Origin of the sequence: Nocardia salmonicida NBRC 13393 (assembly GCF_001613085.1) — a bacterium.
GTDB lineage: Bacteria > Actinomycetota > Actinomycetes > Mycobacteriales > Mycobacteriaceae > Nocardia > Nocardia salmonicida.
The window spans coordinates 284,447-310,198 of record NZ_BDBR01000005.1; the positions used below are offsets into that span (position 1 = coordinate 284,447).

The 25,752-nt window shown below is 67.1% G+C and carries 26 protein-coding genes; 10 read left to right on the top strand and 16 right to left on the bottom strand.

Annotated features, from left to right (window positions below):
• Window positions 1-3 precede the first annotated feature (3 nt).
• On the bottom strand, window positions 4-2,298 hold the full coding sequence (gene purL, locus NS1_RS06920) for a phosphoribosylformylglycinamidine synthase subunit PurL (protein WP_056818760.1): 2,295 nt from the start codon (window positions 2,296-2,298) through the stop codon (window positions 4-6).
• Between the two features lie 163 nt (window positions 2,299-2,461).
• On the opposite strand from purL, the gene NS1_RS06925 reads away from it, so the two are divergent.
• On the top strand, window positions 2,462-3,718 hold the full coding sequence (locus NS1_RS06925) for a glycosyltransferase 87 family protein (RefSeq protein WP_084503563.1): 1,257 nt from the start codon (window positions 2,462-2,464) through the stop codon (window positions 3,716-3,718).
• 15 nt (window positions 3,719-3,733) lie between these two features.
• Here the strand turns inward: NS1_RS06925 and NS1_RS06930 are convergent, their stop codons facing one another.
• Together NS1_RS06930 and NS1_RS06935 are read right to left on the bottom strand one after the other, a co-directional pair.
• Window positions 3,734-5,026 (bottom strand): M18 family aminopeptidase, encoded by a 1,293-nt coding sequence (locus NS1_RS06930; protein WP_062982671.1) that lies wholly within the window; start codon window positions 5,024-5,026, stop codon window positions 3,734-3,736.
• Window positions 5,027-5,086: 60 nt separating this feature from the next.
• The gene (locus NS1_RS06935; RefSeq protein WP_056818763.1) at window positions 5,087-5,524 is read right to left on the bottom strand and encodes a MarR family winged helix-turn-helix transcriptional regulator; all 438 of its coding nucleotides are present in this window, start codon (window positions 5,522-5,524) and stop codon (window positions 5,087-5,089) included.
• Window positions 5,525-5,584: 60 nt separating this feature from the next.
• On the opposite strand from NS1_RS06935, the gene NS1_RS06940 reads away from it, so the two are divergent.
• On the top strand, window positions 5,585-6,658 hold the full coding sequence (locus tag NS1_RS06940) for a substrate-binding domain-containing protein (RefSeq protein ID WP_062982673.1): 1,074 nt from the start codon (window positions 5,585-5,587) through the stop codon (window positions 6,656-6,658).
• 24 nt (window positions 6,659-6,682) lie between these two features.
• On the opposite strand, the gene purQ is transcribed toward NS1_RS06940, so the two are convergent.
• The gene (purQ, locus tag NS1_RS06945; protein WP_062982675.1) at window positions 6,683-7,360 is read right to left on the bottom strand and encodes a phosphoribosylformylglycinamidine synthase subunit PurQ; all 678 of its coding nucleotides are present in this window, start codon (window positions 7,358-7,360) and stop codon (window positions 6,683-6,685) included.
• The gene (purS, locus tag NS1_RS06950) at window positions 7,357-7,593 is read right to left on the bottom strand and encodes a phosphoribosylformylglycinamidine synthase subunit PurS (protein WP_056818769.1); all 237 of its coding nucleotides are present in this window, start codon (window positions 7,591-7,593) and stop codon (window positions 7,357-7,359) included. The genes purQ and purS overlap by 4 nt, the downstream gene beginning before the upstream one ends.
• Before the next feature lie 97 nt (window positions 7,594-7,690).
• Here purS and NS1_RS06955 point away from each other — a divergent pair, with 97 nt between their 5' ends.
• Entirely contained in the window at window positions 7,691-8,335 is a 645-nt protein-coding gene (locus tag NS1_RS06955) for an MBL fold metallo-hydrolase (RefSeq protein WP_062982678.1), read from the top strand.
• 1 nt (window position 8,336) lies between these two features.
• On the opposite strand, the gene NS1_RS06960 is transcribed toward NS1_RS06955, so the two are convergent.
• The 5 genes from NS1_RS06960 to NS1_RS06980 all read right to left on the bottom strand — a co-directional run bounded on the left by NS1_RS06960 (window position 8,337) and on the right by NS1_RS06980 (window position 14,661).
• A complete protein-coding gene (locus tag NS1_RS06960) occupies window positions 8,337-9,683 on the bottom strand; it encodes a dipeptidase (RefSeq protein ID WP_062982680.1) in 1,347 nt (448 codons plus the stop codon).
• 10 nt (window positions 9,684-9,693) lie between these two features.
• The gene (locus NS1_RS06965) at window positions 9,694-10,131 is read right to left on the bottom strand and encodes a hypothetical protein (RefSeq protein ID WP_062982682.1); all 438 of its coding nucleotides are present in this window, start codon (window positions 10,129-10,131) and stop codon (window positions 9,694-9,696) included.
• Window positions 10,128-11,552 (bottom strand): glutamate/gamma-aminobutyrate antiporter GadC, encoded by a 1,425-nt coding sequence (gene gadC, locus NS1_RS06970; protein WP_062982684.1) that lies wholly within the window; start codon window positions 11,550-11,552, stop codon window positions 10,128-10,130. Before gadC ends, NS1_RS06965 begins: the two co-directional genes overlap by 4 nt.
• 132 nt (window positions 11,553-11,684) lie before the next feature.
• Entirely contained in the window at window positions 11,685-12,386 is a 702-nt protein-coding gene (locus NS1_RS06975) for a DUF2334 domain-containing protein (protein ID WP_056818779.1), read from the bottom strand.
• Between the two features lie 127 nt (window positions 12,387-12,513).
• Window positions 12,514-14,661: a S9 family peptidase gene (locus NS1_RS06980; protein WP_062982686.1), complete on the bottom strand. Its 2,148-nt coding sequence runs from the start codon at window positions 14,659-14,661 to the stop codon at window positions 12,514-12,516.
• 134 nt (window positions 14,662-14,795) lie between these two features.
• Between NS1_RS06980 and NS1_RS06985 the strand changes: the two genes are divergently transcribed.
• Window positions 14,796-15,833, top strand: coding sequence for a DUF2330 domain-containing protein (locus NS1_RS06985; protein ID WP_255284447.1), 1,038 nt, complete (start codon window positions 14,796-14,798; stop codon window positions 15,831-15,833).
• 2 nt (window positions 15,834-15,835) lie between these two features.
• Here NS1_RS06985 and NS1_RS06990 read toward each other — a convergent pair whose 3' ends face one another.
• From NS1_RS06990 to NS1_RS07010, 5 genes are all read right to left on the bottom strand, one after another.
• A complete protein-coding gene (locus tag NS1_RS06990; RefSeq protein WP_062982688.1) occupies window positions 15,836-16,795 on the bottom strand; it encodes an alpha/beta hydrolase in 960 nt (319 codons plus the stop codon).
• A 135-nt stretch (window positions 16,796-16,930) separates the two neighbouring features.
• Complete coding sequence (locus tag NS1_RS06995) at window positions 16,931-17,353, bottom strand: HIT family protein (RefSeq protein WP_056818792.1); 423 nt, start codon at window positions 17,351-17,353, stop codon at window positions 16,931-16,933.
• Between the two features lie 82 nt (window positions 17,354-17,435).
• On the bottom strand, window positions 17,436-18,857 hold the full coding sequence (gene purB / locus NS1_RS07000; protein WP_056819329.1) for an adenylosuccinate lyase: 1,422 nt from the start codon (window positions 18,855-18,857) through the stop codon (window positions 17,436-17,438).
• A 6-nt stretch (window positions 18,858-18,863) separates the two neighbouring features.
• Window positions 18,864-19,517, bottom strand: coding sequence for a TetR/AcrR family transcriptional regulator (locus NS1_RS07005; RefSeq protein ID WP_056818795.1), 654 nt, complete (start codon window positions 19,515-19,517; stop codon window positions 18,864-18,866).
• Window positions 19,518-19,673: 156 nt separating this feature from the next.
• Complete coding sequence (locus tag NS1_RS07010) at window positions 19,674-20,837, bottom strand: pyridoxal phosphate-dependent aminotransferase (RefSeq protein WP_131816672.1); 1,164 nt, start codon at window positions 20,835-20,837, stop codon at window positions 19,674-19,676.
• 127 nt (window positions 20,838-20,964) lie between these two features.
• Between NS1_RS07010 and NS1_RS41535 the strand changes: the two genes are divergently transcribed.
• Both NS1_RS41535 and NS1_RS07020 read left to right on the top strand, forming a co-directional pair.
• Window positions 20,965-22,104 (top strand): M23 family metallopeptidase, encoded by a 1,140-nt coding sequence (locus NS1_RS41535; RefSeq protein WP_084503565.1) that lies wholly within the window; start codon window positions 20,965-20,967, stop codon window positions 22,102-22,104.
• An 82-nt stretch (window positions 22,105-22,186) separates the two neighbouring features.
• Complete coding sequence (locus NS1_RS07020) at window positions 22,187-22,372, top strand: YegP family protein (protein WP_062982694.1); 186 nt, start codon at window positions 22,187-22,189, stop codon at window positions 22,370-22,372.
• Between the two features lie 57 nt (window positions 22,373-22,429).
• Here the strand turns inward: NS1_RS07020 and purD are convergent, their stop codons facing one another.
• On the bottom strand, window positions 22,430-23,713 hold the full coding sequence (purD, locus tag NS1_RS07025) for a phosphoribosylamine--glycine ligase (RefSeq protein ID WP_062982878.1): 1,284 nt from the start codon (window positions 23,711-23,713) through the stop codon (window positions 22,430-22,432).
• A 168-nt stretch (window positions 23,714-23,881) separates the two neighbouring features.
• Here purD and NS1_RS07030 point away from each other — a divergent pair, with 168 nt between their 5' ends.
• The 4 genes from NS1_RS07030 to NS1_RS39900 all read left to right on the top strand — a co-directional run bounded on the left by NS1_RS07030 (window position 23,882) and on the right by NS1_RS39900 (window position 25,722).
• On the top strand, window positions 23,882-24,259 hold the full coding sequence (locus NS1_RS07030; RefSeq protein ID WP_056818801.1) for a PH domain-containing protein: 378 nt from the start codon (window positions 23,882-23,884) through the stop codon (window positions 24,257-24,259).
• Window positions 24,260-24,273: 14 nt separating this feature from the next.
• A complete protein-coding gene (locus NS1_RS07035) occupies window positions 24,274-24,699 on the top strand; it encodes an HIT family protein (RefSeq protein ID WP_062982696.1) in 426 nt (141 codons plus the stop codon).
• Window positions 24,700-24,780: 81 nt separating this feature from the next.
• Window positions 24,781-25,302 carry a DUF3558 domain-containing protein gene (locus NS1_RS07040; protein WP_169812752.1) on the top strand — a complete coding sequence of 174 codons (522 nt, stop codon included), beginning with the start codon at window positions 24,781-24,783 and terminating at the stop codon, window positions 25,300-25,302.
• A gap of 30 nt (window positions 25,303-25,332) precedes the next feature.
• Complete coding sequence (locus NS1_RS39900; RefSeq protein WP_157125120.1) at window positions 25,333-25,722, top strand: hypothetical protein; 390 nt, start codon at window positions 25,333-25,335, stop codon at window positions 25,720-25,722.
• Window positions 25,723-25,752: the final 30 nt, after the last annotated feature.

The following is a 25,752-nucleotide window of genomic DNA, read 5'->3' on the forward strand; positions in this document are numbered from 1 at the left end:
TGATCAGGCGGTATGCGCTCCGAACAGCTTAGGCAGCGTGCCTTCGAATGCCTCACGCAATTCGGCGAGTGTCACGGAGAACTGCCCCTGCACCTCGACCGAATCCGAACCCTGGTCCACCACGCCGATGCGCACCCACGGCAGCTGCCGCGCGTCGCACATCTTGGTGAACCGGGTCTCCTCCGAACGCGGCACCGCGACGAGCACGCGGCCCGCCGACTCGGAGAACAGCTGCACGAACGGGTCCGAACCCTCGGGAAGCACGATGCGGCAGCCGGTTTCGCCTGCCAGCGCCGCCTCGATGACGGTCTGCGCCAGACCACCCTCGGACAGGTCGTGCGCGGCGGAGATCATGCCGTCGCGCGAACCCGAGGTGAGCACCTCCGAGAGCAGCTGCTCGCGAGCGAAGTCGACCCGCGGCGGCACGCCACCGAGGTGATCGTGGACCACCTGCGACCAGATCGAGCCGTCCAGCTCGTCGCGGGTCTCGCCGAGCAGGATCAGCGACTCGCCCGGCTCGAGGCCGAGGCCGGTCGGGATGCGGCGGTGCACATCGTCGATCACGCCGAGCACGCCGACCACCGGGGTGGGCAGGATGGCGTCCTTGCCGGTCTGGTTGTAGAAGCTCACGTTGCCGCCGGTCACCGGAATGCCCAGGGCCGCACAACCATCCGCCAGACCGCGCACGGCCTGCTGGAACTGCCACATCACGCCCGGATCCTCCGGCGAACCGAAGTTCAGGCAGTTGGTGACCGCTTTGGGGGTGGCGCCGGTGGTGGCGACATTGCGGAACGCCTCGGCCAGCGCCAGCTGCGCGCCGGTGTACGGGTCGAGCTTGGTGTAGCGGCCCGACGCGTCGGTGGCCAGGGCGATACCGCGGCCCGAGGACTCGTCGATGCGGACGACGCCCGCGTCGGCGTGCTCGGCCAGCACGGTGTTGCCGCGCACGTAGCGGTCGTACTGCTCGGTGATCCACTTGCGGCTGCACAGCTGCGGGCTGGCGATCATCGTGAACAAGGTCTCGCGCAGCTCGTCGCCGGTCTTCGGCCGGGTCAGGGTGGCGGTGGTATCGGCGATCAGCGCGTCCTGGGTGTCGGGACGCTGCACGGGGCGCTCGTAGACCGGGCCCTCGTGGGCCACGGTGCGCGGCGGCACGTCGACCACGGTCTCGCCGTGCCAGGTGATGACGAGGTGGTCGCCGTCGGTGACCTCACCGATGTCGGTGGCCAGCACGTCCCACTTCTTGCAGACGGCCATGAACGCGTCCACGTTCTCCGGCGTCACGACCGCGCACATGCGCTCCTGCGATTCACTCGACAGGATCTCGGCGGGGGTCATGTTCTTGGCGCGCAGCGGAACCCTGGTCAGGTCGATGTGCATGCCGCCGTCGCCCGCCGCGGCGAGTTCGGACGTGGCACACGACAGCCCGGCGCCGCCGAGGTCCTGGATACCGACGACCAGCCCGGCCGCGTACAGGTCGAGACAGCACTCGATGAGCACCTTCTCGGTGAACGGGTCGCCCACCTGCACGGCGGGCAGCTTCTTGCGGCCGGTGCCGGACTCGTCGCCGGAGAAGGAGTCCGAGGCGAGCACGGACACGCCGCCGATGCCGTCCAGGCCGGTGCGCGCACCGAACAGGATGATCCGGTTGCCGTTGCCCGAGGCGAAGGCCAGGTGCAGGTCTTCCACGCGCATCGCGCCCGCGCACAGCGCGTTCACGAGGGGGTTGCCCTGGTAGGAGGCATCGAAGACGGTCTCGCCGCCGACATTGGGCAGGCCGAGCGAGTTGCCGTAACCGCCGACGCCGCGCACCACACCGTCGACCACGCGACGGGTGTCGGGGGCGTCCGCCGCGCCGAAGCGCAGCTGGTCCATCACCGCGATCGGGCGCGCGCCCATGGCCATGATGTCGCGCACGATGCCGCCGACGCCGGTGGCCGCGCCCTGATACGGCTCCACGTAGGAGGGGTGGTTGTGGCTCTCCACCTTGAAGGTGACGGCCCAGCCGTCGCCGATGTCGACCACGCCGGCGTTCTCGCCGATCCCGGCCAGCATGGAAGCCTTCATCTCGTCGGTGGTGGTTTCACCGAAGTAGCGAAGGTGCACCTTGGAGGACTTGTAGGAGCAGTGCTCGCTCCACATCACCGAGTACATCGCCAGCTCGGCATCAGTGGGCCGACGGCCCAGAATTTCCTTGATGCGGGCGTACTCGTCGTCTTTGAGACCGAGTTCCTTGTACGGCTGCGGAGCATCCGGGGTGGCTGCGGCGGTAGCGACGGTGTCGACCTGCAGTGTCACGGGAGACCAGGGTCCTTTCGGCCGGGGGGAACTTGATCTGCAGAGTCTAATGGTTGCGGGGTAGCCGCCTGCCGCCCGTCCTGCCCTCACGCTGGGGAGGCGGCCGGATTCGGTCTGGTCACACTTGCGGCTGGGGCATCGGAGTACCCGTTACTCTGGCGCCGTGAACGAAAGTCCGGGGGTTGCCGAGCAGGTCGAGCCGCGTATTCCCGATCCCGACCACGTGGAGCGTCAACGTCGCCGGCTGACCGCGGCCGTCGGACTGTTCGTCGTCTCCGCGGCCGTCGCGCTCCTCGCGCACTGGTGGCACGGGTTCATCGACCTGCAGGTCTACCGCAACGGCGCGCGCGTGTGGCTCGACGGCGGCGACCTGTACGGCCCGATGCCGCCGGTCCACGGCCTCGGCCTGCCGTTCACCTATCCCCCGCTGGCCGCGATGTTCTTCGTGCCGCTGGCCCTGATGCCGCTGGTGGTCGCCGAGGTCGTCGTGCTGTCGACCTCGCTGGCGAGCCTGGCCATCGTGCTGTGGCTGGTACTGGTTCGCGTGCGTCCCGAACTCGACCGCATCTCGGTCCTCACCGTGTTGATCGCCGGGCTCGGCCTGGCCCAGTTCCTGGAACCGGTCCGCCAGACCTTCAACTTCGGCCAGATCAATCTGATCCTGATGGCCGCGGTCGCCCTCGACATTCTCGTGCGCAAGCCCTTCTGGCCACGCGGGATGCTGATCGGCATCGCGGTGTCGATCAAGCTGATTCCGGCCGGCTACCTGCTGTATTTCCTGCTCCGCCGAGACTGGAAAGCCGCGGCCACCATGGTCGCGTCGGCCGCGGCCGCGGTGGGCGTCGGCTTCCTGCTGTTCCCGAAGGACTCGGTCGAATACTGGTTCCACACCGTCTCCGACACCGGCCGCATCGGCACCCCCTACTTCGCGGGCAACCAGTCGATCAAGGGCACGCTGTTCCGCCTCGGCATGGACGAATCGCTGGCAACGGGGCTGTGGCTCGGCCTGTCCGCGCTGACGATCGCGCTGGCCTCGGTCTGGATGTACCGCCTGATCGGCGCGGGCAACGATGTCGGCGCGCTACTGGTGAACGCGGCCGCGGTGTTGTTGGTCTCGCCGGTGTCGTGGTCGCATCACTGGGTCTGGGTGGCCCCCGCGCTGGTCGTCGCCGTGAGCCTGGCCGTGCGCCGCCGCTCCCGCGCCTTCACCACCGTTGTCATCTTGTTCACACTGATGTTCATCGTCGGCCCGCAGTGGGTTCTGCCGCATTCGGGCGACAAGGAACTCGCCTGGGCCTGGTGGCAGCAGATCATCGGCAGCAGTTATGTGTGGACCACGTTCGCCGTGGTCGTGTACGCGGTGATCACCTACCGCCCGGCCCGAAAGCCTTCGGCGACCTCGGAACTCGCGACGAACTGAGCCAGGCCGAGTCGGTCAGTCCGTCGCTTCCGGGGTCAGGAACGCCGCGAGAGCCGAAGCATAGGCGGGCACGTCGGCGGCGCCCATGAGTTCGCGGCACGAGTGCATGGCGAGCTGGGGTGCGCCGACATCGACGGTCGACATCCCCGTGCGGGCGGCCGTCATCGGGCCGATGGTCGAGCCGCACGGCAGATCGGCGCGGTGGACATAGCGTTGCAACGGCACCTCGGCCTGCGCACAGGCGAGCGCGAACGCGCCTGCGCCCGCCGCGTCGGTGGCGTAGCGCAGGTTCTGATTCACCTTGAGCACCGGTCCACCGCCGACCACGATGCGATGCGCGGGCTCGTGCCGGTCCGGATAGTTCGGGTGCGTCGCGTGCGCCATATCGCCGGAGGCGACCACCGAACCGGCAAGCGCGGCAAGGTAATCGGCACGCCCACCACCCCGAGCCAGCACGATCCGCTCCAGCACCGCGGGCAGCAGATCCGACTGCGCCCCACGATCGGACTGGCTCCCGACCTCCTCGTGGTCGAACATCACCAGCACCGCCGTCGCCGCCCCCGGCTCGTCGGCCGCCGCGAGGAACGCCTGCAATCCGGCGTAGCAGGTGCCCTGATTGTCGAGCCGCGGCGCGCTCACCAGATCGAGATCGCGGCCGACGATCGTGCTCGACGCGAGGTCGTGGGTCATGAGTTCCCACCCGAGCACATCGGCGCCGCTCACCCCGGCCCGCTCGGCGACGAAGTCCAGGAACGGCGCGGGCGCGTCGCCGATCCCCCAGATCGCGTTCACGTGCCGTTGCGGGTCGAGGGTGACCCCGCGACGGTCTTCGGACAGGTGAATGGCCAGCTGCGGCACCCGCAGGATCGGCTCGTCGATGCGCACCAGCACATCGCGCATCCGCGCGCCCTCGCGCACACTGAGCCGCCCCGAGAGACCGAGCTCCCGGTCCAGCCAGGAGTTCAGCCAGGCCCCGCCGTACGGCTCGAGCCCGACCAATTGCCACCCGGACCCCGCGAGGTCGGGATGCTGCTTCACCCGCAGATTGGGGCTGTCGGTATGCGCGCCGACCACCCGGAAGGGAGCGGCGGGCACGGCGTCGTAGTCAGCCCACGCGATCAGCGAACCACCGCGCACCACATAGTGTTTCCCGCCCGCGTCGTCCCACGCCGACGCCTCGGTCAACGGCGTGAACCCGTTGCCGTCCAGCTCGGCCGCCACCGTCGCACACACATGGAACGGCGAGGGTGACGCATCGATGAAGGCACACAATCCGCTGGCCGTGGCCGCTGTCAAGGAAACCGGCATCCTGCGATCCTAGGCACGATGCCGCGCCCCGGCATCCCGCCCCGGAATACCGCGCTCGGATCAGTCGTCGCGTTCGGCGACAACCGCGAGCGCGGCCAGTAATTCGCCGTAGCGGCGAATCCCGAGGCGCGAGCGCAGTTCGTCCTCCGCGAGCTTTTCCTGCGCGCGGATCCTGGCGGCCAATTTGGCGCCGAGGCTGCTCAACCCGATCAGGATCCGACGTCGATCGTCGGTGGCGGCGACCCGGAAGATCAGCCCGCGTTCGGCCAGGTTGTCCGCATGCCGGGTGGCCGAGGACGGGGCCAGCCGCGCCTGGGCGGCCAGTTCCGACATGGTCATCCCGTCGTCGGTGGACAACTGCGACAGGATCGCCCAGTGGTCGGCCGTGAGATTGTCAGCCGACAGCGCCGATTCGAGCCGACCTACCCAGTTACGCTCCGCGGAGCGCAGGGCCCCGTGCAGCGTGGAATACCCACTTATGATGGACACCGATTGCATTCCCACCTGCCGAGAAATTCATTAGAACAATCCTGTTCGCGCTAGGCGATAGAGTACAGAGTGCCTTTCTATGGTCAGAGCCGGGATGAAACGATCGAGATTCTCTCGATCGTCCCCACGCAGGGCCCTGGCGGCATCATCGCACCATCGTGTACCGCCGCGATTTCCCTGGCCGTAGACGAAATCAATAGCGGCACAGGAATTCTCGGCCGAGAAATACACCTCACCACCATCGACGGCGGTCGCGAACCACACGAGGTGGCGGACGAAGTGGGGGCCTTCCTCGCCACCGGAATGGTCGGCGCGATCACCGGCTGGCACACCTCTGCGGTGCGGCGGGCGGTTGCCACGGCCGTGGACGCCCGCGTCCCCTATCTCTACGCCACCGACCACGAGGGCCTGCCCGACGAACGCCCTGGCGTCCTGCTGGTCGGCGAACACCCCGACCACCAAACAGTTCCCGCGGCGGCCTGGATGGCCCGCGAACTCGGAGTGCGTCGCTGGGCGGTGATCGGCAACGACTACATCTGGCCTCGCCGAACAGCTCGTGCCCTGCGCCGGACCCTGCCCAACCCGTACGACATCATCCTCGAGCACTACGTCCCCCTCGGCACCACCGATTTCCGCCGTTTCCTGGAGAACCCCACGCTCCTGCTCGCCGATGCCGTCCTGATCCTCATGGTCGGCGCCGACACAGCCCGCTTCAACCGGCAGTTCACCGCCACCGGCCTCCCCGCCGTGATGCCCCGCCTCAGCCCTGCGGTCGACGAGAACGTCCTACTCAGCGCGGGCCCGTCGGCGAACACCAACCTCTACGTGGCCTCGAGCTTCTTCCTCGACAACAACACCACCGAGGGCCGATCCCGGCGCGCCCGCTACCATCGCCACCAGGGCCGATTCGCCCCGGCGCTGACCACTTTCAGCAACTCCACCTACGAAGCGATCCACCTGCTGAACGCCATGTCCGAAGCAACAGGCACCCTCGACGTGGCAACCATCTCCGCCGCGACGGAAACCGGTCTGGTGCTGGACGGACCGGCCGCCCGCCGCGGTTTCCTCGGCAATCAAGCAGTCGGCCCCGCCCACCTGGCAATGGCGAACGGGGTCGACTTCGACATCATCGACACCCTCTAGTGCCGACCGGGGACTACCGAGTAATCAGGCCCCGACAAAACTATCGATCACCGAGAAGAACATTCCGAGACCGTCATCGCTCGGTCCGGTCAATGCCTCGGTGGCGTGCTCGGGGTGCGGCATCAAACCGACAACCCGCCCGTTGGCCGAGGAAATTCCGGCGATCCCGCGCTGCGATCCGTTCGGGTTCTCACCCGCGTACCGGAACACCACGCGACCTTCGCCCTCGAGCTCGTCGAGCACCTTCTCCGAAGCCTGGAAACGCCCCTCGCCCGACTTCAGCGGAACAAGGATCTGCGCACCCGGCTCATACCGCGAACTCCACGCGGTATCGGTCCCCTCGACCTTCAACCACTCGTCCCGGCAGATGAAGTGCAGTCCCTCGTTGCGGGTCAGCGCACCCGGCAGCAGCCCGGCTTCGCACAGAACCTGGAAGCCGTTGCAGATACCGAGCACCGGCAGCCCCTGCCCGGCGGCGCGAACGACCTCGCCCATCACCGGCGCGAACCGCGCGATTGCCCCGCACCGCAGGTAATCCCCGTAGGAGAATCCACCGGGCACGATGACAGCGTCGACGCCCTTGATATCGGCATCGGCATGCCACAGGCTCACAGCCTCGGCGCCGGCCAACCGAACCGCCCGAGCGGCATCGACATCGTCGAGCGTCCCGGGGAAAGTAATAACGCCAATGCGAGCGCTCACGAGACCCGAACGACCTTCCAGTCCTCGATCACCGTGTTCGCCAGCAGCGCCTCGGCGATCTGCTCGAGCTGGGCGTCCGACACACTGTCGTCCACCTCGAGCTCGAATCGCTTGCCCTGCCGCACATCCGAGATCCCGGCGAATCCCAAACGCGGGAGCGCGCCGACCACGGCCTGCCCCTGGGGGTCCAGAATCTCGGCCTTCGGCATGACCTCGACCACGACTCGTGCCACGCGTTGCTCCTCAAGTGGTGTGTGGGTTACCCCAGAAATCCTAGTTGACAGGGACGTCGTGCCCGCGTTCCGGGGTCACGGCGGCTTAGCATCGGGTATGCGCATCGCCCACTTCGGACATTCCTGCATCCTCGTGGAACTGCACGGCGTGAAAGTGCTGTTCGACCCCGGCACCTTCGCGCACGGATTCGAGGGCATCACCGGCTTGGACGCGATCGCGGTGACCCACCAGCACCCCGATCACATCGATCCGAACCGGATCGGCGAGCTCATCGAGCACAATCCCGGCGCCCGCCTGCTGTCGGATCCGCAGACCGCGCAGCAGCGCAGCGAGGGCTGGGAGCCGGTTTCGGCTGGTCAGGTGCTCGACATCGGCGAGTTACAGATCACCGGCGGCGGTGGCAGGCACGCGGTGATCCATCCGGAGATCCCGGTGGTCGACAACACCGTCTTCCAGCTCGGCACCGCGTCGGACCCCGCCCAGCTGGTCCACCCCGGCGACTCGCTGTGGGTGCCGCCGGTCCCGGTGGGCGTGCTCGCCATCCCCGCCGTCGCCCCGTGGATGCGGATCTGGGACACCGTCGACTACCTACGCGCGGTCAATCCACGCACCGCGATCCCCATCCACTTCGGCATCATCGATCCCGCCGCCTACGGCGTCTACTTCGGCAGGCTGACCGAAATGGCCCCGGCCGGCACCGAGTTCCGCGTACTCGAAGCCGAGGACCAGGGCCAGTTCTGATTCAGCGGTAGCTGGTCAGGAACAGCGCTTCGGCCAGTGCCATGTGCTCGATCTCGCTCGGGTCCACGCTCTCGTTCGGGGCGTGGATCAGGCACTTGGGCTCCTCCACCCCGATCAGCATGATCTCGGCCTCCGGGTAGGTGTCAGCGAAGACGTTGCACAGCGGGATCGACCCGCCCTGGCCCTCGGTGGTGACCGGTCGACCGTAGGCGGCCTCCATCGCCTTGCCGAGCGCGTCGCGGGCGGGTCCCTGTTCGGAGGCGACGAACGGCTCACCGAGCGCTTCGACCTCGATGTCGAGTTCGGCGTTCCACGGCACGTGCGCGCGCAGGTGCTTCTCCAGCAGGTCCAAGGCCTGCTTCGGCTCGGTGCCCGGCGGAATACGCAGGTTGAGCCGGGCGCGGGTGCTCGGCTGGATCGCCGCCGACGACCCGACCACCGCGGGCACGTCCATTCCGAGCACGGTGAGCGCGGGCCGCGCCCACAGCATGTCGGATACGGTTCCGTTGCCGAGCAGGTCGACACCGTCGAGCACACCCGCGTCCGACCGGAAGTCCGCCGAGGGATACTGCGCACCCGCCCACTTCTGATCGCCGGTGAGTCCGTCGATCGTGGTGTTGCCCTCGGCATCGCGCAACGACGCCAGCAGCTGGATCATCGCGGCGAGCGCGTCCGGCGCCGGTCCGCCGAACATCCCCGAATGCATCGGCCCTTCGAGGGTTTTCACCGTCAGCACCACATTCACCATCCCGCGCAGGGTCTGGGTGAACGTCGGCACCCCGACGGCGAAGTTGCCGCAGTCGGCGACCAGGATCGCATCCGATCGCAGCAGTGCGGGATCGGCGACGACGAGCTTCTCCAAGCCGCCGGTGCCCTGCTCCTCCGACCCCTCCGCCACCACCTTGATCCCGATCGGGAAGTCGGGTCCGATCGCGCGCAAGGCCGTGAGATGGGTGACGATATTGCCCTTGCAATCGGCCGCTCCGCGCCCGTACCAGCGCCCGTCCTTGTCGGTCAGCGTCCAGACCGGCGTCTTCCACGCGGCATCGTCGAGCGGGGGCTGTACGTCGTAGTGGCAGTACAGCAGCACCGTCGGCGTGCCGGGCGGCCCCGGCTTCGACGCGATGACAGCCGAGCTGCCGTCCGGCGTCTCGTGCAGACCGACCTCGGTCAGCCCCGCCGCGGCGAACGCGTCGGCCACCCACTGGGCCGTCTGCGCGCAGCCTTCCGGCGGGAACTGACGCGGGTCGGCGACGGATTTGAGCGAAACGAGCTGGGCCAGATCCTTTTTCGCCTGTCCCATCAGCCCGGAAACTTTGCCGCGCAGCGCCGTCACATCGTCGGTCATCTCTTCGGCCTCACTTCGTGGTGTCGTCCAGCTTCAGGGTTTCGAGATGAGAAAGATAGTCCTGCAGACGATCCGGGCAATAGGTGGCGATCGTGAGCGCCACCGCCTCGGCGGTATCGCGCGGGCCGATCACCGGACGCTGCCCCGGCCCGGCCGCGCCGTTGGTGATCGAGGCCTGATATTTCGCTTTGATCATCGGCGCAGTCGGGTCCTGGCAGACCGACCCGCCGTTCTCGCCGAGCGCGTCGGCGATCACATTCGCCTCCGGCGCGGGCAGACCCGCGGCGACCAGATTGTTGTGCAACTGCTCGGCTTTCGAGTTCGCCTGCGTGCTCTCGCGGATCGCGCTGAAGGTCAAGAGCCCGATCAGGGCGAACACCACGAGCAGCACACCGGTCGTGATGTAGATCCACCGTCGCTTGCGGTAAGGGGCGTCTCCAGTCGTCATGCCTGCTGCCCTTCCGGTACGGCGAACTTCCAACTTTCCCTGCGGTTTCGGTAGAACAGGTACGGAATGAGCAGCCCGACGATGCTCAGACCGCCACCGACGATCAGTAGATACACCCACGGACTACCCGCGCCGAACTGCGAGGGCGGCACGAAGCCGATCGTGAACGCGGCGATCGAGGAGGCCGCGCCGAGCGCGCACAGCGCCATCAGCGCGGGCGCCCGGTAGCCGCGCGGGTGATCCGGATCGTCCCTGCGCAGCTTGGCGGCCGCGGCGAACATCAGCACGTACATGATCAGATACACCTGCGTGGTGATCACCGACAGAATCCAGTACGCGCTGGAGACATTGGGGATGAAGGCGTAGAGCAGCGCGATGAACGTGGTGAACACACCCTGGGCCACCAGCATGTTCTGCTGCACGCCGTGCTTGTTGAGCCGGGTCAGGAACGGTGGCAGGTACCCCTCGCTGCGCCCGATCAGCAACAGGCCCTTCGACGGTCCGGCCAGCCAGGTCAGCATGCCGCCGACCGCGGCGGCCACCAGCGCGATGCCGACGATCGGAGTGAGGAAGCCGATTCCGAAATGGCTGAAGAAGGCGTCGAAGGCCTGCATCACGCCCGCGGTGAGACTCAAGCTCGCCGCTGGGACGACCCAGCTGATCGCCAGCGCGGGCAGGATGAAGATCACCAGCACCAGGCCCATGGCGAGGAACATCGCCTTCGGAAATTCCTTGGCCGGGTTCTTCAGCGACGACACATGCACCGCGTTCATCTCCATGCCCGCGTAGGACAGGAAGTTGTTCACGATCAACACGAGGCTCGCCAGACCGGCCCATGCGGGCAGCAGATGGTCCGAATTCATCGGCGCGGCAGAAGGATTGCCCTGTGCGAGGAACACCAGGCCGAGTACGACCAGCAGCGTGCCGGGGATCAGTGTGCCGATCACCAGGCCCATACTCGACAAACCGGCCACCGTTTTCGTCCCCTGCGAGGACACGTACACCCCTGCCCAATACACAGTGATGATCACGATCGCCACATAGAGCCCGTTGGATGCCAGCGACGGATGAATGATGTACGCGAAAGTGCTTGCTACATAAGCGAGCAAACTCGGATAGTAGAAAATCGTCATGGCGAATTGGCACCAGACGGCGAGGAATCCGAGCGGCTTACTCAACCCCTCGCTGACCCATTGATACACCCCGCCCTGCCACCCCGACGCGAGTTCCGCGGCGACCAGCGAGGTCGGCATCAGAAACAGAATCGCGGGAATGACGTAGAGGAATACGCAGGCCAATCCGTAGACGGCCATGGTGGGCGCCGATCGAAGACTGGCCACCGAACTCGTGGTCATCAGCGCCAGGGTCACCCAGGAAAGATATTTCGTCGTAGTCGCGGATTTCGTCGCGGTGCCCGTCATCAGCGTTGCCTCCTGCTGCGTTTACACAACTAGCGGAAACCACTCGATCAACGGATGAATGATAAATCGCGCAGGGAGGTATCGGGGCCACCGCCGCGCGCTGATCGCCGGTACGCGCGCGGCGGCGGCCGGTCAGGCAGCTCTGGCCGCCGAGTAGGGCTCCCAGCGGTATACGTCGCTGCGGGCGCCGTGATAGAGCGCGAGATCGACCGCGTCGAACATCGCCTGGCGTGGCCCCGACCGCTGCAACTGCGCCGCCGACACCGCCAGCCGCAGTACTCCGCCGCGCCGAGCGGTGCGCGCCGCACCCATCACCAGCGCCCGGCACCACCACGGCTCGGCCCGGAAACCCTCGCCGATCCCGTACACCCGAGCACGTTGGGCCACATCACGTTCCAGGTCGAGCATGCTGGTCAGCCCGAAGGCCATCCGGAACCCCACCTCGGGCAGTGCCGCCAACGCACCGGAGGAGGCGTCCCAGCGCGGCGCGGCGAACAGCCGGGTGCGTAGTTCCACCCGCTCCATCACCCGATCGGCGGCCTTGAGCCGCAACGTCGCCTCGTGCCGCGGCAGATCGGCGAACTCCGCGCGCCGAGCCTTGGTGGCGGCCTGGTCGTAGCCGTGCAGCACGATCGCGTCGCCTTCGAGCCGACGTCCGCGCAGCCACGACTGCGTCGCCGGATCGTCGACCAGTCGGTACTTGCCCTTCAGACGCGGCGCGACCAGCAACGACAGCCGCACCCCGCGCGCGTCCATCTCCCCGGCGAATTCGATCGCGGCATCGCGAGTCGTATCCCGGATCCCCGACACCGAAACGATCAACTCAGCGTTCATGCACCAACGGTGGCAGCCCGAGGTGACGCCGGCGTGCTGCCCCGATGACGCCCCGACGAATTTCGGCGCACCACTCACCATCTGCCTGACAGAGAAAAGGGCCCGGCCGAAGCCCGGGCCCTTCGGATCACGCGTCCGCGAGACCCACTCGGTCGAGCACCCACGCGTACTCGAAGCCGACTTCCTTCCACTTCTCGTAGCGTCCGCTCACACCGCCGTGGCCCGCGGTCATCTCCGTTTTCAGCAGCACCTCGTTGTCGCCGGTCTTGGTGGCGCGCAGCTTGGCGACCCACTTGGCCGGTTCCACGTAGAGCACGCGGGTGTCGTTGAGGCTGGTGATGGCCAGGATGGCCGGGTAGTTCTTGGCCTCGACGTTCTCGTACGGCGAGTACGACTTCATGTACTCGTAGACGTCCTTGTCGGCCAGCGGGTTTCCCCACTCGTCCCACTCGATCACCGTCAGCGGCAGCGACGGGTCGAGGATGGAGGTGAGGGGGTCGACGAAGGGGACGTTGGCGAGGATGCCGTTGAACAGCTCGGGGGCCAGGTTGGCCACCGCGCCCATCAGCAGCCCGCCCGCGCTGCCGCCGTCGGCGATCAACCGGTCGGGCGCGGTGGCGCCGGTGTCGATGAGATGGCTTGCGCAGGAGACGAAGTCGGTGAAGGTGTTCTTCTTCAGCAGCGTCTTGCCGTGCTCGTACCAGAGCCTGCCCATCTCGCCGCCGCCGCGCACATGCGCCACCGCGAACACCATGCCGCGATCGAGCAGCGACAGGCGCGAGACCGAGAACGACGGGTCGATGCTGGCCTCGTAGGAGCCGTAGCCGTAGAGCAGGGTGGGTTTCGGCCCGTCGGGCAGCCCGCTGCGCCTGATGATCGAGATCGGAATCCGGGTGCCGTCGGCGGCGACGGCCCAATCACGATGCTGCTCGTAGTCATCGGCGTCGTAACCGCCGAGCACCGGCTGTTCCTTGCGCAGCAGCAGCTCACCGGTGGTCGGCACGTAGTCGAACACCTGCATCGGCGTGATGAACGAGGTGACTCCCACGCGCAGCGTCGGCTGCTCCCACTCCGGGCTCGAACCCGCACCGGCGGAGAACAATTCGAGGCCGAAGTCGAGCTCGGTCAGCTCACCGAAGCCTTCCGGGGTGAGCGGCCACACCGAAAGGCGAGGCAGCGCGTCGCGCCGGTAGCCGAGCACCAAGTGGTTGGCGAAGGCGTCGATGTCCTCGAGCCGCACATCCTCACGATGCCCGATCAGCGTCGTCATGTCCGACGGGTCGGTGGCGGGCGCGACGGCGAGCACGAAGTTCTCCGCCTTCACCCCGTCGACCACATCGTTGTGCAGGATCAGGAACTTGTCCTCGCCCGCGATCACCGCGTGCTCGGCCGAGTACTCCACGCCTTCCCGACGCGGCAACAGCACCCGGAACTCACCCTCGGGATTGTCCGATTCCAGGACCCAACCCTCGGTGGTGATCTTGGAACCGAGCCAGACCATCAGGTACTTCTCGGAGCGGGTGGCACCGACACTGACCCAGTAGCGCTCGTCGGGCTCGTGGAACACCGTCACATCGGCGTCGGAACCGGTGCCGACGCGGTGGCGCCACACGGTGTCGGGGCGCCAGGACTCGTCGACGGTCTGATAGAAGATGTGCGTGCCGTCCAGCGACCAGGTCGCGCCCGGCGCCGCGCCCGCCACCTCGTCGGGCAGCATCTCGCCGGTGCGCAGGTCCTTGATCCGCAGCGTGTAGCGCTCGTCGCCGGAACTGTCGACGGAGTAGGCCAGCAGGTTGCCGTCGTGGCTCAGCGAGAACGCGCCGAGGGCGAAGAAGTCCAGACCCTCGGCGAGGATATTGCTGTCGAGCAGTACCTGCTCGCCCTCGATCGCCGAGCCCGCTTCCAGCTGCGGCGGCGTCCACGCGTCGATACCCTCGGCCTTCGCGTCGACCGGACAGCGGCAGTGCACGCCGTACTGTTTGCCCTCGAAACTGCGCGAGTAATACCAGTAGTCGCCCAGGCGGGTCGGCACCGAGAGATCGGTTTCCTGCGTCCTGGCCTTGATCTCGTCGAAGATCTTGTCCCGAAGGGGCTGCAGCTGGTCGGTCTGCGCCGCCGTGAAGGCGTTCTCCGCCTCCAGATACGCGATGACCTCGGGGTCTTCCTTGTCCCGTAGCCACTCGTAGTCGTCGACGAACGTGTCACCGTGGTGGACCCGCTCGAAGGGCGCCCTCTTCGCGATCGGCGCCGACACAGTCTCATTCTCGCCAGCCATTGGTCCACCGTAGCCGCCCCACTCCAACCGGGCCCGCCAACTCGGCCGCGGGCGCTCGACAGCACCGTGCTCGCACCGGATGACTGAGTATTTCTGCGCATCTGCGCGAGGCCCGCTCTGCGTAATCTGACCGCATGGGGATGCGGTACGCAGTTCGATCGTTGGTCCTGGCTGCCGGGGTGGCGCTGGCCGCGGGATCGGGGGCGGTGATGTCGGCCAACGCGTGTGCGTGCGGCGGCGTCGTCAGCGGGGACAGTTCGGCGCGAGTGAACAGCGAAACGGCGGTCCTCGGCTGGGACGGGCGGCGCGAGACCGTGCTGATGCGGTTGGGGATGCGGTTCGCCGGCGCCGACGCGGCGCTGATCGTGCCGACGCCGACGCCCGCGACTGTCTCAGCCGGGAATTCGGACTCGTTCGCGGAGCTCTCGCGCATGACCGCGCCGGAGCGTGTCACCGAGTACGACTGGTTCGGCAGCGGTTCGCTGGGCGGCGACACATCCGGCGCCGCTCCGGGTGCGGGCCCCGATGTGCTCGGCCGGGTGCAGCTGGGCCCGTTGGAGGCAACCACCTTGCGCGGCGGAGATCTCACCGGAATCCGAGAGTGGCTCGACGCCAACGGCTATCAACTCCGTCCTGAAGTGAGCGCAACCCTCGAGCCCTACCTTCGCGAGGGCTGGTCCTTCGTCGCCATGCGCCTCACCAGTGCCGAACCCCTCTCCGGCGCCCTCGACCCGGTCCGCCTCGCCTTCGATTCCGACCGCCTCGTGTACCCGATGCGCATGTCGGCCGCCGCGACCACACCGCAGTCGGTGCACCTCTACCTCTTCGGTGACCACCGGGTGGCGCGCATCGACCCCGACACCGATCACCACACCGTCACCACCGAATTCGCCTCTCCTGTGTCCGAACCCAGCGACCCGGACCTGAAAGCGCTTGCCGCAGGCGGCAACTACCTCACCGAACTCTCGGTCTACATCCCCGATCCCGCCGCGATCACCAGCGATTTCCTTTTCGGCCCCGCCGCCGACGACGTCCCCGTACGGGACCGCGTGGTGAGCAAGGAGTACGTCGAAATCCTGGGCCTGCCCGCGGGTTACGTACTGATCGTGGCCGGACTGTCGGTGATCGGGGTGATCGCGAGCGCAGTCCTGCGGCGACGGTCCGCGAAGTAGTCTCAGGCCCCGAGCGCGGGTGCGATGACGGGCCACGAGGCGTGCAGGGCGTCCTGCCAGTAGGACCAGGAGTGGGTACCCACCGGGTGGTAGTCGATCCTGGCGCCGATGCCCGCGCCACGCAGCCGCTGGTCGAAGGCCACCATGCAGGTGTTGACGCCGAGTTCGATGGGTCCGCCGAGGAAGATGTTCTCGGCCAGCGTCGGCTTGAGTTCGGCCTCGTGCGGGCCGGGGATGCCGGTGCCGGTCGACAAATACAGTGCCTTGCCGCGCAGCCCGTCGATCATCAGAGCCGGGTCGTGCGAGGCCCAGTCGGGGCTGCCGGGCGCTCCCCACATATTGACCGGGTTGCCGCCGCGATTGACGATGGAGAACATCATCGCGCCCGCCGCCATCGCGATGTCGGGGCAGGCGCTGTAACCGGCGACCGCGCGGTAGAGGCCGGGGTGGCGGGCCGCCAGGATGTAGGCCGCGTTGCCGCCCATGGACAGCCCGCCGATGCCGTTCAGGCCGTTGCCGTTGAATTGTCCGTCGATCAGTCCCGGCAGTTCCTGGGTGAGGAACGTTTCCCACTTGTACCGGCCGAAACGCGGATCGTCGACGATCCAGTCGGTGTAGTAGCTGGCCTGGCCGCCCATCGGGAGCACCACGTTGACGTTCTTGTCGCGGAAGAAGGCTTCGGCGTCGGTGGCGTTGGTCCAGGTGCTCTGGCCGATGCCGGGGTCGAGCCCGTCGAGCAGGTAGTACGTGCCGCGCGAGCCACCGCCGGCCGGATGCAGGACCTGTAGATCGACATTGCGGCCCATCGCGGGCGAGGAGACGGTGATGGCCGTCCGGTACGGAGTCAGGTCGTTGACGCCGATGATCTGTGCGGCAGACGCCGTCGTGGGGTGAACCACCGCCGGTCCGAGCACACCGAGAGCAATTGCCAGCACCGCTGCAGCAACACCTGTACGACGCACGATGTACCCTCCATAACCGCATGCCAATGACAGTCCAAAATAACCCATAGGGCAGCGAACTGGAAGCATTCAGCGTTTCGGGCGTTTCTCCAGCAAACTTCCGAGTTCGCGATGACCGCTTCGTCCGAAATCGGGTCAGCGGGTGAGCGCGCCCCGGATCGACCCCGCCAGATAGTCGAGATCCGCCCGCGCGGGTGACGTCGGCCGCGCGCGCAAGCCGAAACCGTCACCGGGCGTCCGTGGGATCACGTGCAGGTGCACATGGAAGACCTCCTGCCCGGCCGTCACCCCGTCGGCGAGAAAGAAGTTCACCCCGTCGGCCGCTACCTCACTGCTGCGCAGCGCGGCGGCGATCTGCTGCCCGACCTGAAAGAGCTTGCCGCCCAACGCGGGATCGAGATCGGCCAGACTCGGCGCGGGCACCTTGGGCACCACCAGGACATGGCCCGGTGTCACAGGACGAATGTCCATGAAGGCGAGGACCTCGTCGTCCTCGTAAACCTTCGAGGACGGGGCGGCCCCGGCGATGATGTCGGCGAAGATCGTGTACGGATTCACCCGCGTACGGTATCGACCTTTACGCACGAAAGCCCGCCACCTGCGCCGAAAAAGCGGCAGTGGCGAGCTGATTCGCACAGCTCTACAGAATCGGCGACGGCGAGTAGCGCGCGGCTTCCGGATTGGCTTCGACCAGCTTCTGCACCTGCGCGACCACCTCGGACACCTGGTCCGAGGCCGCGCCGATGAACGCGGCCTTGTCGGCCAGCGCCGCGTCGAGACCCGCCCGGTCGAGCGGCATCCGCTCGTCGGCGGCCAGACGATCCAGCAGATCGGGTTCGCGCCCCTGCTCGCGCATGGCCAGCGCCACCGCCACCGCGTGCTCTTTGATGACCTCGTGCGCGGTCTCGCGGCCGACGCCCGCGCGCACCGCGGCCATCAGGATGCGGGTGGTGGCCAGGAACGGCAGGTACCGATCGAGCTCACGCGAGACCACCGCCGGGTAGGCGCCGAACTCGGCGAGCACGGTCAGGAAGGTCTCCATCTGCCCGTCGATGGCGAAGAACGCGTCCGGCAGCGCGACCCGGCGCACCACCGAGCAGAACACATCGCCCTCGTTCCACTGCGCGCCCGCCAGCTCGGCCGCCATCGAGCCGTAGCCGCGCAGGATCACCTGCAGGCCGTTCACCCGCTCGCACGACCGCGTGTTCATCTTGTGCGGCATCGCCGACGACCCGACCTGCCCCGGCTGGAAACCCTCGGTGACCAGCTCATGACCGGCCATCAGCCTAATCGTGTGCGCGAACGACGACGGCCCGGCTCCCAGCTGCACCAGCGCGGACAGCACGTCGTGATCCAGCGAACGCGGGTACACCTGACCCACGCTGGTGAACACGTTCGCGAAGCCGAGGTGGGTCGCCACCTGCTGCTCGAGTGCGGCGAGCTTGTTCGCGTCACCGTCGAGCAGGTCGAGCATGTCCTGGGCGGTGCCCATCGGGCCCTTGATCCCGCGCAGCGGGTAGCGCTCGATCAGCTCACGCACGCGCGCGAGGCCGACCAGCATCTCGTCGGCGGCCGAGGCGAAGCGCTTGCCCAGCGTGGTGGCCTGCGCGGCGACATTGTGCGAGCGCCCGGCCATCACCAGGGTCTGGTACTCGGCGGCCCGCTCGGCCAGCCGCGCCGCGATGGCGATGCCGTGGTCGTAGACGTGCTGGAGGGAGAGCCGGATCTGCAGCTGCTCGACGTTCTCGGTGAGGTCGCGGCTGGTCATGCCCTTGTGCACGTGTTCGTGCCCGGCGAGGGCGTTGAATTCCTCGATGCGCGCCTTCACGTCGTGGCGGGTGACCCGCTCACGCTCGGCGATCGAGGCCAGGTCCACCTGGTCGATGACGCGTTCATAATCCTCGACAACCCCTGCGGGGACATCGATTCCGAGTTCGGCCTGCGCACGCAGCACCTCCAGCCACAGCCGGCGCTCGAGCACGATCTTGTTCTCGGGCGACCAGAGCGCGACGAGCTCCGGGCTGGCGTATCGGGTGGCGAGGACATTCGGGACGAGGCTCACGAGCACTCAGTCTAATTGCCGCACCCGTTCGGGCTGGGAGGGCATCATGTTCGGGACCACGGGCGGGGCGACGATGTCGATCATTTCCAGCAGACCGGCCCGTGCCGGTCGGCGTGGTTCGGGGTGGCCCTCGATCAGCGCGGCGACCACCGCACCGTCGACGACGGCCACCATCCTGCGTAACTGCTCGGGGCGCACCACCCGGTCGGAGCGGCGCAGCACGTCGGCGAGCAGGTCCTCCAGCTGGGTGCGTAGTCGGAGCTGGACCTCGCGTAACTCGGGGTGACGGGCCGAGGCCACCGAACGCTCGTAGCGGGCGATGAGCTGGCCGCGGGCGTCGAGGTCGCCGTCGTCGGGGCCGACGAGCACGTCGAGCACGAGCTCGACCGTCGCCTCGGTGCCGCGCCTGCGATGACTGACCTCACCGACGCGGCGGCGCATCGCGTCGAGTTCGATCGCGCCGCTGAACTCGACGGCGCGGGCGATCAGATCCTCCAATGATTCGAAGTAGTAGGTGGTCGAAGCGAGTGGAAGATCGGCTCGCGAGGCCACCGAACGATGCCGCACAGCGTCGAAGCCGCCTTCGAGCAACAGCTCAGCCGCCGCCGCCACCAGAGCCTGCCGACGTCGTTCGCCTTTCGGGGTCGTTGCGGTGGTCACCGTGCAGGAGTGCCAGTCATCATCAGTTCAACCGTGCGCAATCGTCATCGGGGAAACACTGGGAATTCGGGATAACTGAGTTTTACCGTATCCCGGCACAGATGTGTTCGTACTACGCAAAGTTGTTGTCGCACATCACTGTTGACAAGGGTCGAATCAGCCCTTCAGGAACCGTCCCAGACGCTCCAGCGCTGCGGCGATGTCGTCGGTGGCGCCCGCGAAGGAAAAACGGACCGTGTGGTTTCCATTTACAGTGTCGAAATCGAGTCCGGGCGCCAGTGCGACACCGGTTTCGGTGAGTACCTCCGCGCACCAGGCGCGTGAATTGTCGGTCAAATGTCCAATATCGGCGTAGGCGTAGAAGGCGCCGTCGGCGGGCGCGAGATCGGTGATTCCGATCGCGGGTAAGCCCTCCAGAAGCAGCGACCGGTTGCGCGAGTACCGGCGCACATGCCCGTCCAGTTCATCCTTGGCTTCCGGTCCGAACGCGTGCACCGCCGCGTACTGCGAGATCGCGGGCGGGCACACCGTCATATTCGATGCCAGCCGTTGCAGTGCCGGGCGCAGGTCGGCCGGGGCCAGCATCCAGCCCAGCCGCCAACCGGTCATCGAGAAGTATTTCGACACCGAACCGATCACCACCGATTCACGCGAGAACTCCCACGCCGAGGAGGTCGGCGTGCTCGCGCCCGCATAGGTGATGCCGTGGTAGATCTCGTCGGAGATCAGCAGCGTGCCGTGCTGCTCGCACCAGCGCGCCAGCGCGGCGAGCTCGGCGGGGTCGATCATGGTGCCGGTCGGGTTGGCCGGGCTGGCCACCACCAGACCCTTGGGCGGCTCCGGCAGCGCTTCGAGCATCGCCACGGTCGGCTGGAACCTGGTCTGCGGGCCGCAGTCCAATTCGACGACCGTGCAACCGAGCGCGGACAGCGTGTTGCGGTATGCGGGGTAGCCGGGGCGCGCCACCACCACGGTGTCACCCGCGTCGAAGGCGGCGAGGAAGATCAGCGTGAACGCGCCCGACGACCCGGTCGTCACCACCACCTCGTCCGGGTGCACGTCGTAGCCGTAGGTCTCGCTGTGATGGCCCGCGATGGCCTCGCGCAGCGGCAGAATGCCGAATGTCTCGGTGTAGCCGAGCAATTCGTGATCGATAGCGGCTCTGGTCGCCCGCAGCACCGGCGCGGGCGCCTGCGTCGACGGCTGCCCCGCCGCGAGCACCAGCACATCGCCGTGCGACCTGGCGCGTTCAGCAGCCGCTTTCCACACATCCATGACGTAGAAAGGGGCAATGGCCGACCGGCGCGATTCTCTGGACACCCGAAAGACGGTAGAGCACCCGATTGCGGGCGTTCACGGATATGGTCGGCACAATGGCTCCGACAGCGATTACGCAGCCACCGACGCGACCCCAGCGGTCACGTCGGGGCCGGGGCGCGGGGGCGAGATGAAGCGGACAGGGACGGCGCGGAACGTAGGCGAAGGCACCCGCGCGGATGACGAGCGCGCGGAATCCGCCTCCGCTGTCGGCACGGATATCGGGGACGAGGCAGCGGCGGTCGACGACATCGAAACGACCGGCGACCACGAGCCGTTTCGCCGTCGACCCGTCAGCGTCAACGGCCGTATTCTGCCGGCGAATTGGCGCGAACAACTGCCGACCAAGGTTGCCGCGCGCGATCGGATGACCGAGTGGGCCGCGCGGTATCCGCTGGTCGGTGAGATCGCGGGCGAGCTTCGTAGCGGCGAGGTGCGCAAGGTCTTCTGGCGGCGACCCAAGGCGCAGGCCGAGGGGATGTGGGCGCGTAGGCCGAGTCGCGAACGGGTGCGTCAGGTGCTGCTCGAACGACGCGTGCTCATCGCCGGGGTGCTCGCGGTCGCGGTGTTCGTGGCGGCCGACGGACAGTTCGGCGGCGCCGTCGACGAGCGGCCGCTCGCACCGGGCGAAGCGCTGCACGTGGCTATCGCCTATCCCCCGCAGCTGCTGCCCAACCCGCAGTCGGTGACCCCGATGCTGGACGCCATCGCCGCAGGTGAGAAGCGCCGCGAGGCGTATGTGGTCGCCGCGGCGGCCCGTGCCACCCTCGAACGCGCCAAGGCGGAGGCGGCGGCCGCCGCGTCAGGTGAATGGCAGGACTGGATGGGCCAGCGCGCACCGGTGGTCCCCGGTGTGATGGTGCCCGGATCGACCCCGTCCGTCGGCGGGTTCAGCCTGCCCGCGAAGGGCGCGTTCACCTCCGGCTTCGGCTCCCGCTGGGGCACCATGCACCGCGGCATCGACATCGCGGGCCCCATCGGCAGCCCCATCTACGCCGTCGCCGACGGCACCGTGGTGGAAGCGGGACCCGCGCAGGGTTTCGGCCTGTGGGTCCGGATCCGCCACGACGACGGCACCATCAGCATCTACGGCCACATGTACGACTTCTTCGTCTCCCAGGGCGAACGCGTCCCCGCCGGAATGCAGATCGCGCGCATCGGCAATCGCGGCGATTCCACCGGGCCGCACCTGCATTTCGAGATCGTCCAGAACGGTCAACATGTGGATCCACAGGCCTGGCTCGCACTGCATGGATTGCGTCTCGATTGACATCGCGTCGAGACCACCGATATCACGGGAACGTTAATGTGAAACCTGTCGAGTGTTTCCCTCCGAATGAAGCGAGGCAACCATGGCAGGCAAGTTCGAGGTATTCAAGGACAAGGCGGGAAAGTTCCGTTTCCACCTGAAGGCCGGTAACGGCGAAATCGTCCTCGAAAGTCAGGGCTACGAAAGCAAAGACGGCGCCAAGAAGGGCATCGCCTCAATTCAGACGAATGCCCCCGGCGCCGACATCGTCGACCTCACCGTGAGCTAGCCAACGCCTCGCTCGGTGGTGATCAGCGGTCTTACCGCTGATCACCGATCGCGTGTCTTACCCGGCGACGCTGTTGCGTTCCGGTACAACAACTTCGGTCGCACCGATATCGGTCCGGAAATGGCTGCCGGTGAGCTTGATCCCGGCGAGCCGCGCATAGGCCCGCTCCCGCGCCTGCGCGAGATCCGCACCGACCCCGACCACATTCAGCACACGACCACCCGCAGACACCAGCGCCTTGTCCTCGCGCTGATCCGTACCGGCGTGCAGCACCAGCGTTTCGCCCTCCAGCGCGCCGTCGTCGGCGCCGGTGATCACATCGCCGGTGCGCGGCCGCGCCGGGTAGTTCTCGGCGGCGAGCACGACGGTGATCGCGGAACCATCCTTCCAGCGCGGTGCCTCGACCTCGGCCAGCCGCCCGGTCGCGGTGGCGTGCAGGAGTTCGGCGAACGGGCTGTCCAGCAGCGCCAGCACCGCCTGGGTCTCGGGATCGCCGAAGCGGCAATTGAATTCGACGACGGCGGGGCCGTTCGTGCCGATCGCCAGACCCGCGTACAGCAGGCCGGAGAACGAACTGCCGCGCGCGACGAGCTCGGCGGCGACCGGCTTCACCACGTCGTCGATGATCTCGGTGAGCGTCTCCGCCGGCAGCCACGGCAGCGGTGTGTAGGCGCCCATGCCGCCGGTGTTCGGGCCGGAATCGCCGTCGCCGACGCGCTTGTGGTCCTGCGCGGGCAGCAGCGGAATCACGGTTTCGCCGTCGACCAGGCAGAACAGCGACACCTCCGGCCCGTCGAGGAACGACTCCAGCAGCACCGGATGGCCCTGCTCGAGCAGTTCGGCACCGTGATCGCGGGCCGCGAACCGGTCGGCGGTCACCACCACGCCCTTGCCCGCGGCGAGCCCGTCGTCCTTGACCACCCAGGTCGGGCCGAAACGGTCGAGCGCCGCGTCCAGCTCGGCCGGGCTGTCGACGATCTCGCTGTGCGCGGTCCGCACCCCGGCCACCGCCATCACATCTTTCGCGAAGGCCTTCGACCCTTCGATCCGGGCCGCGTCGGCCGATGGACCGAATACCGGGAACCCGGCCGCGCGCACGACATCGGCGACGCCGAGCACCAACGGCACCTCGGGACCGATCACCACCAGATCAGCGGCCACCTCGGCGGCCAGCGCGGCAACGGCTTCGCCGGAGCAGGGATCGACCGGGCGTAACTCGGCCTGCTGGCCGATACCGGGATTTCCCGGGGCGGCGATCACCGCCGTCACGGACGGATCCCGGCGCAGCGCCAGGACGAGGGCATGTTCACGGGCTCCGGAACCGATGACGAGTACGCGCACCGCCATAGATTAGTCGCGCCGTCCTGGGTCTCCGCGATAGGGCCGACCACGCTGGGCATTCACCGATTCCCGCGTCGGCGCAGCGCAACCATCTCGCGGCCCGGCTTCACCTGCGCCACAATGGAACCAGGGGTGGCGCGGCAGCCACCACCGAAACGGGGGAAAACCATGGGACTGCTCGACGGGATGATGGGCAATGCCGGTCGCATAGATCCGGCCGCCGCCCAGCAGGAGTACGCGAAGCTGTTCGGCCAAGGCGAACAGGTGTACGCCGCGTTCATCCTGGTCCGCGACGCGATGCTGTTCACCAACCGCCGCCTGGTCATGGTCGACAAGCAGGGCGTCACCGGCCGCAAGGTCAGCTACCACAGCATCCCCTACCGCTCGATCAGCCACTTCTCCGTCGAGACCGCGGGCACCTTCGACCTCGACGCCGAGCTCTACATCTGGATCGGCAGCGACAACGAGCCGGTCAAGCAGCGATTCAACCGCCAGGTCGACATCTACGAGGTGCAGGGCATCCTGTCGCATTTCGTCTCGGTCTAGCTACGCTCACCCGTATGGCATCCGTCTTCAGCGCGATCATCGCAGGTCAGATCCCCGGCCGTTTCGTCTGGGAGGACGACGAGTTCGTCGCTTTCCTCACCATCGCCCCCGTCACCCAGGGCCACACCCTCATCGTGCCGCGCGCGGAGATCGACCAGTGGCAAGACGTGGATCCCGCCGTGATGGCCAGAATGGCAACCCTCGCCCAGAAGATCGGCCAGGCCGTCCGCGCCGCCTTCGACGCCCCCCGCGCGGGCCTGCTCATCGCCGGCCTCGAGGTCCCCCACCTGCACACCCACGTCTTCCCGGCCTTCACCATGGGCGACTTCGACATCTCCGGCGCCAACACCGACCCCACCCCCGAATCCCTCGACGAGGCCCAGACCAAGATCAAGGCCGCCCTCCGCGACCTCGGCTACGGAGCCAACGTCCCCGCCTGATTTTTGCCCTGGATGGAACCGAAACGACCGGGCGTGCGTCTAAGACAGCGAGTGGTTGTTGTGCGCGAAAGAGGAGAGACGATGCGACTGGTTGGCTTTGCCGCCGGAGTGTGCGCTGTGCTGGCGCTCGCCGGATGTTCTACAGCGGTCGAAGGGCAGCCCGAGGCCAGTGGGACTCCGCTGACCAAGGAGCAGCTGTTCGATCCGTGCACGGTGCCGGACAGTGTGTTGCTGGCGGCGGGTCTGAACCCGTCGTCGAAGGATGATAACCCGTTCTCGGTACCGCGTAAGGAGTGGAAGGGCTGCGGCTGGCGCGGAGATGGCCACTTCATCTACCTCAGCTCGACAACTCACACGCTCCAAGAAATTCGGGCGAACGATTACTTCCACGACTTTCAAGACATCAAGGTCGGCGACAGGGCGGCAGTGCAGTATCTCCTCGGTACGCGAACACCGCCGAATCAGTGCGAGATTGCCTTCGATACCAGCAAGGGTCGTGTGACAGTGACGGCGGCAAAATTTATCGACAATAAGTCATCGACGGACCCCTGCATGTTGGCAAACAATGCCACACCGAACTTCCTGGAAGTTCTGCCCAAATAGGACCGACAGCGAATACCCAGGAGATCTACGATGGCATCGAATGAATTGGCTACAGAGTTTCAGAGTTTGACTGGCGATGCGGCAGCGGGTCGTCTCATTATCGAGTACGACACCGCCGAGCGCTGCGCAAAATGGTGTGACGATTATATAGCCGATCTACAATCTCTCGCCGGGCGCACCGGACGAATGGTCGTCGTCGATTCTTTTGGTACGCTGAACTCAGCTAAGGCACTCGGAAAAAAATTTGTCGACCTGGCCGAGGGCGGCGAAGGCTCTGGCTCATACACAGATGCCGCCGCCAAGCACATCGAAATTCTCACCAACATGGCAGACATGTACCGCAAAGCCGGTGCCGCATACAAGAACTGCGACGAGGCCACCCAGCTCGCCATCAAACAGCAGACCAACAAAATAGACTGAATCCGGGGGGATCAATGAGTTTCTCAGATT

What these genes read in the sequence shown, in the direction of transcription:
- NS1_RS06930 (WP_062982671.1), bottom strand. Translation starts at nt 5,026, where the DNA reads ATGCCGGTTTCCTTGACAGCGGCCACGGCCAGCGGATTGTGTGCCTTC.
- NS1_RS06935 (WP_056818763.1), bottom strand. Translation starts at nt 5,524, where the DNA reads ATGCAATCGGTGTCCATCATAAGTGGGTATTCCACGCTGCACGGGGCC.
- NS1_RS06955 (WP_062982678.1), top strand. Translation starts at nt 7,691, where the DNA reads ATGCGCATCGCCCACTTCGGACATTCCTGCATCCTCGTGGAACTGCAC.
- NS1_RS06960 (WP_062982680.1), bottom strand. Translation starts at nt 9,683, where the DNA reads ATGACCGACGATGTGACGGCGCTGCGCGGCAAAGTTTCCGGGCTGATG.
- NS1_RS06965 (WP_062982682.1), bottom strand. Translation starts at nt 10,131, where the DNA reads ATGACGACTGGAGACGCCCCTTACCGCAAGCGACGGTGGATCTACATC.
- gadC (WP_062982684.1), bottom strand. Translation starts at nt 11,552, where the DNA reads ATGACGGGCACCGCGACGAAATCCGCGACTACGACGAAATATCTTTCC.
- NS1_RS06975 (WP_056818779.1), bottom strand. Translation starts at nt 12,386, where the DNA reads ATGAACGCTGAGTTGATCGTTTCGGTGTCGGGGATCCGGGATACGACT.
- NS1_RS06980 (WP_062982686.1), bottom strand. Translation starts at nt 14,661, where the DNA reads ATGGCTGGCGAGAATGAGACTGTGTCGGCGCCGATCGCGAAGAGGGCG.
- NS1_RS06985 (WP_255284447.1), top strand. Translation starts at nt 14,796, where the DNA reads ATGGGGATGCGGTACGCAGTTCGATCGTTGGTCCTGGCTGCCGGGGTG.
- NS1_RS41535 (WP_084503565.1), top strand. Translation starts at nt 20,965, where the DNA reads ATGAAGCGGACAGGGACGGCGCGGAACGTAGGCGAAGGCACCCGCGCG.
- NS1_RS07020 (WP_062982694.1), top strand. Translation starts at nt 22,187, where the DNA reads ATGGCAGGCAAGTTCGAGGTATTCAAGGACAAGGCGGGAAAGTTCCGT.
- NS1_RS07030 (WP_056818801.1), top strand. Translation starts at nt 23,882, where the DNA reads ATGGGACTGCTCGACGGGATGATGGGCAATGCCGGTCGCATAGATCCG.
- NS1_RS07035 (WP_062982696.1), top strand. Translation starts at nt 24,274, where the DNA reads ATGGCATCCGTCTTCAGCGCGATCATCGCAGGTCAGATCCCCGGCCGT.
- NS1_RS07040 (WP_169812752.1), top strand. Translation starts at nt 24,781, where the DNA reads ATGCGACTGGTTGGCTTTGCCGCCGGAGTGTGCGCTGTGCTGGCGCTC.
- NS1_RS39900 (WP_157125120.1), top strand. Translation starts at nt 25,333, where the DNA reads ATGGCATCGAATGAATTGGCTACAGAGTTTCAGAGTTTGACTGGCGAT.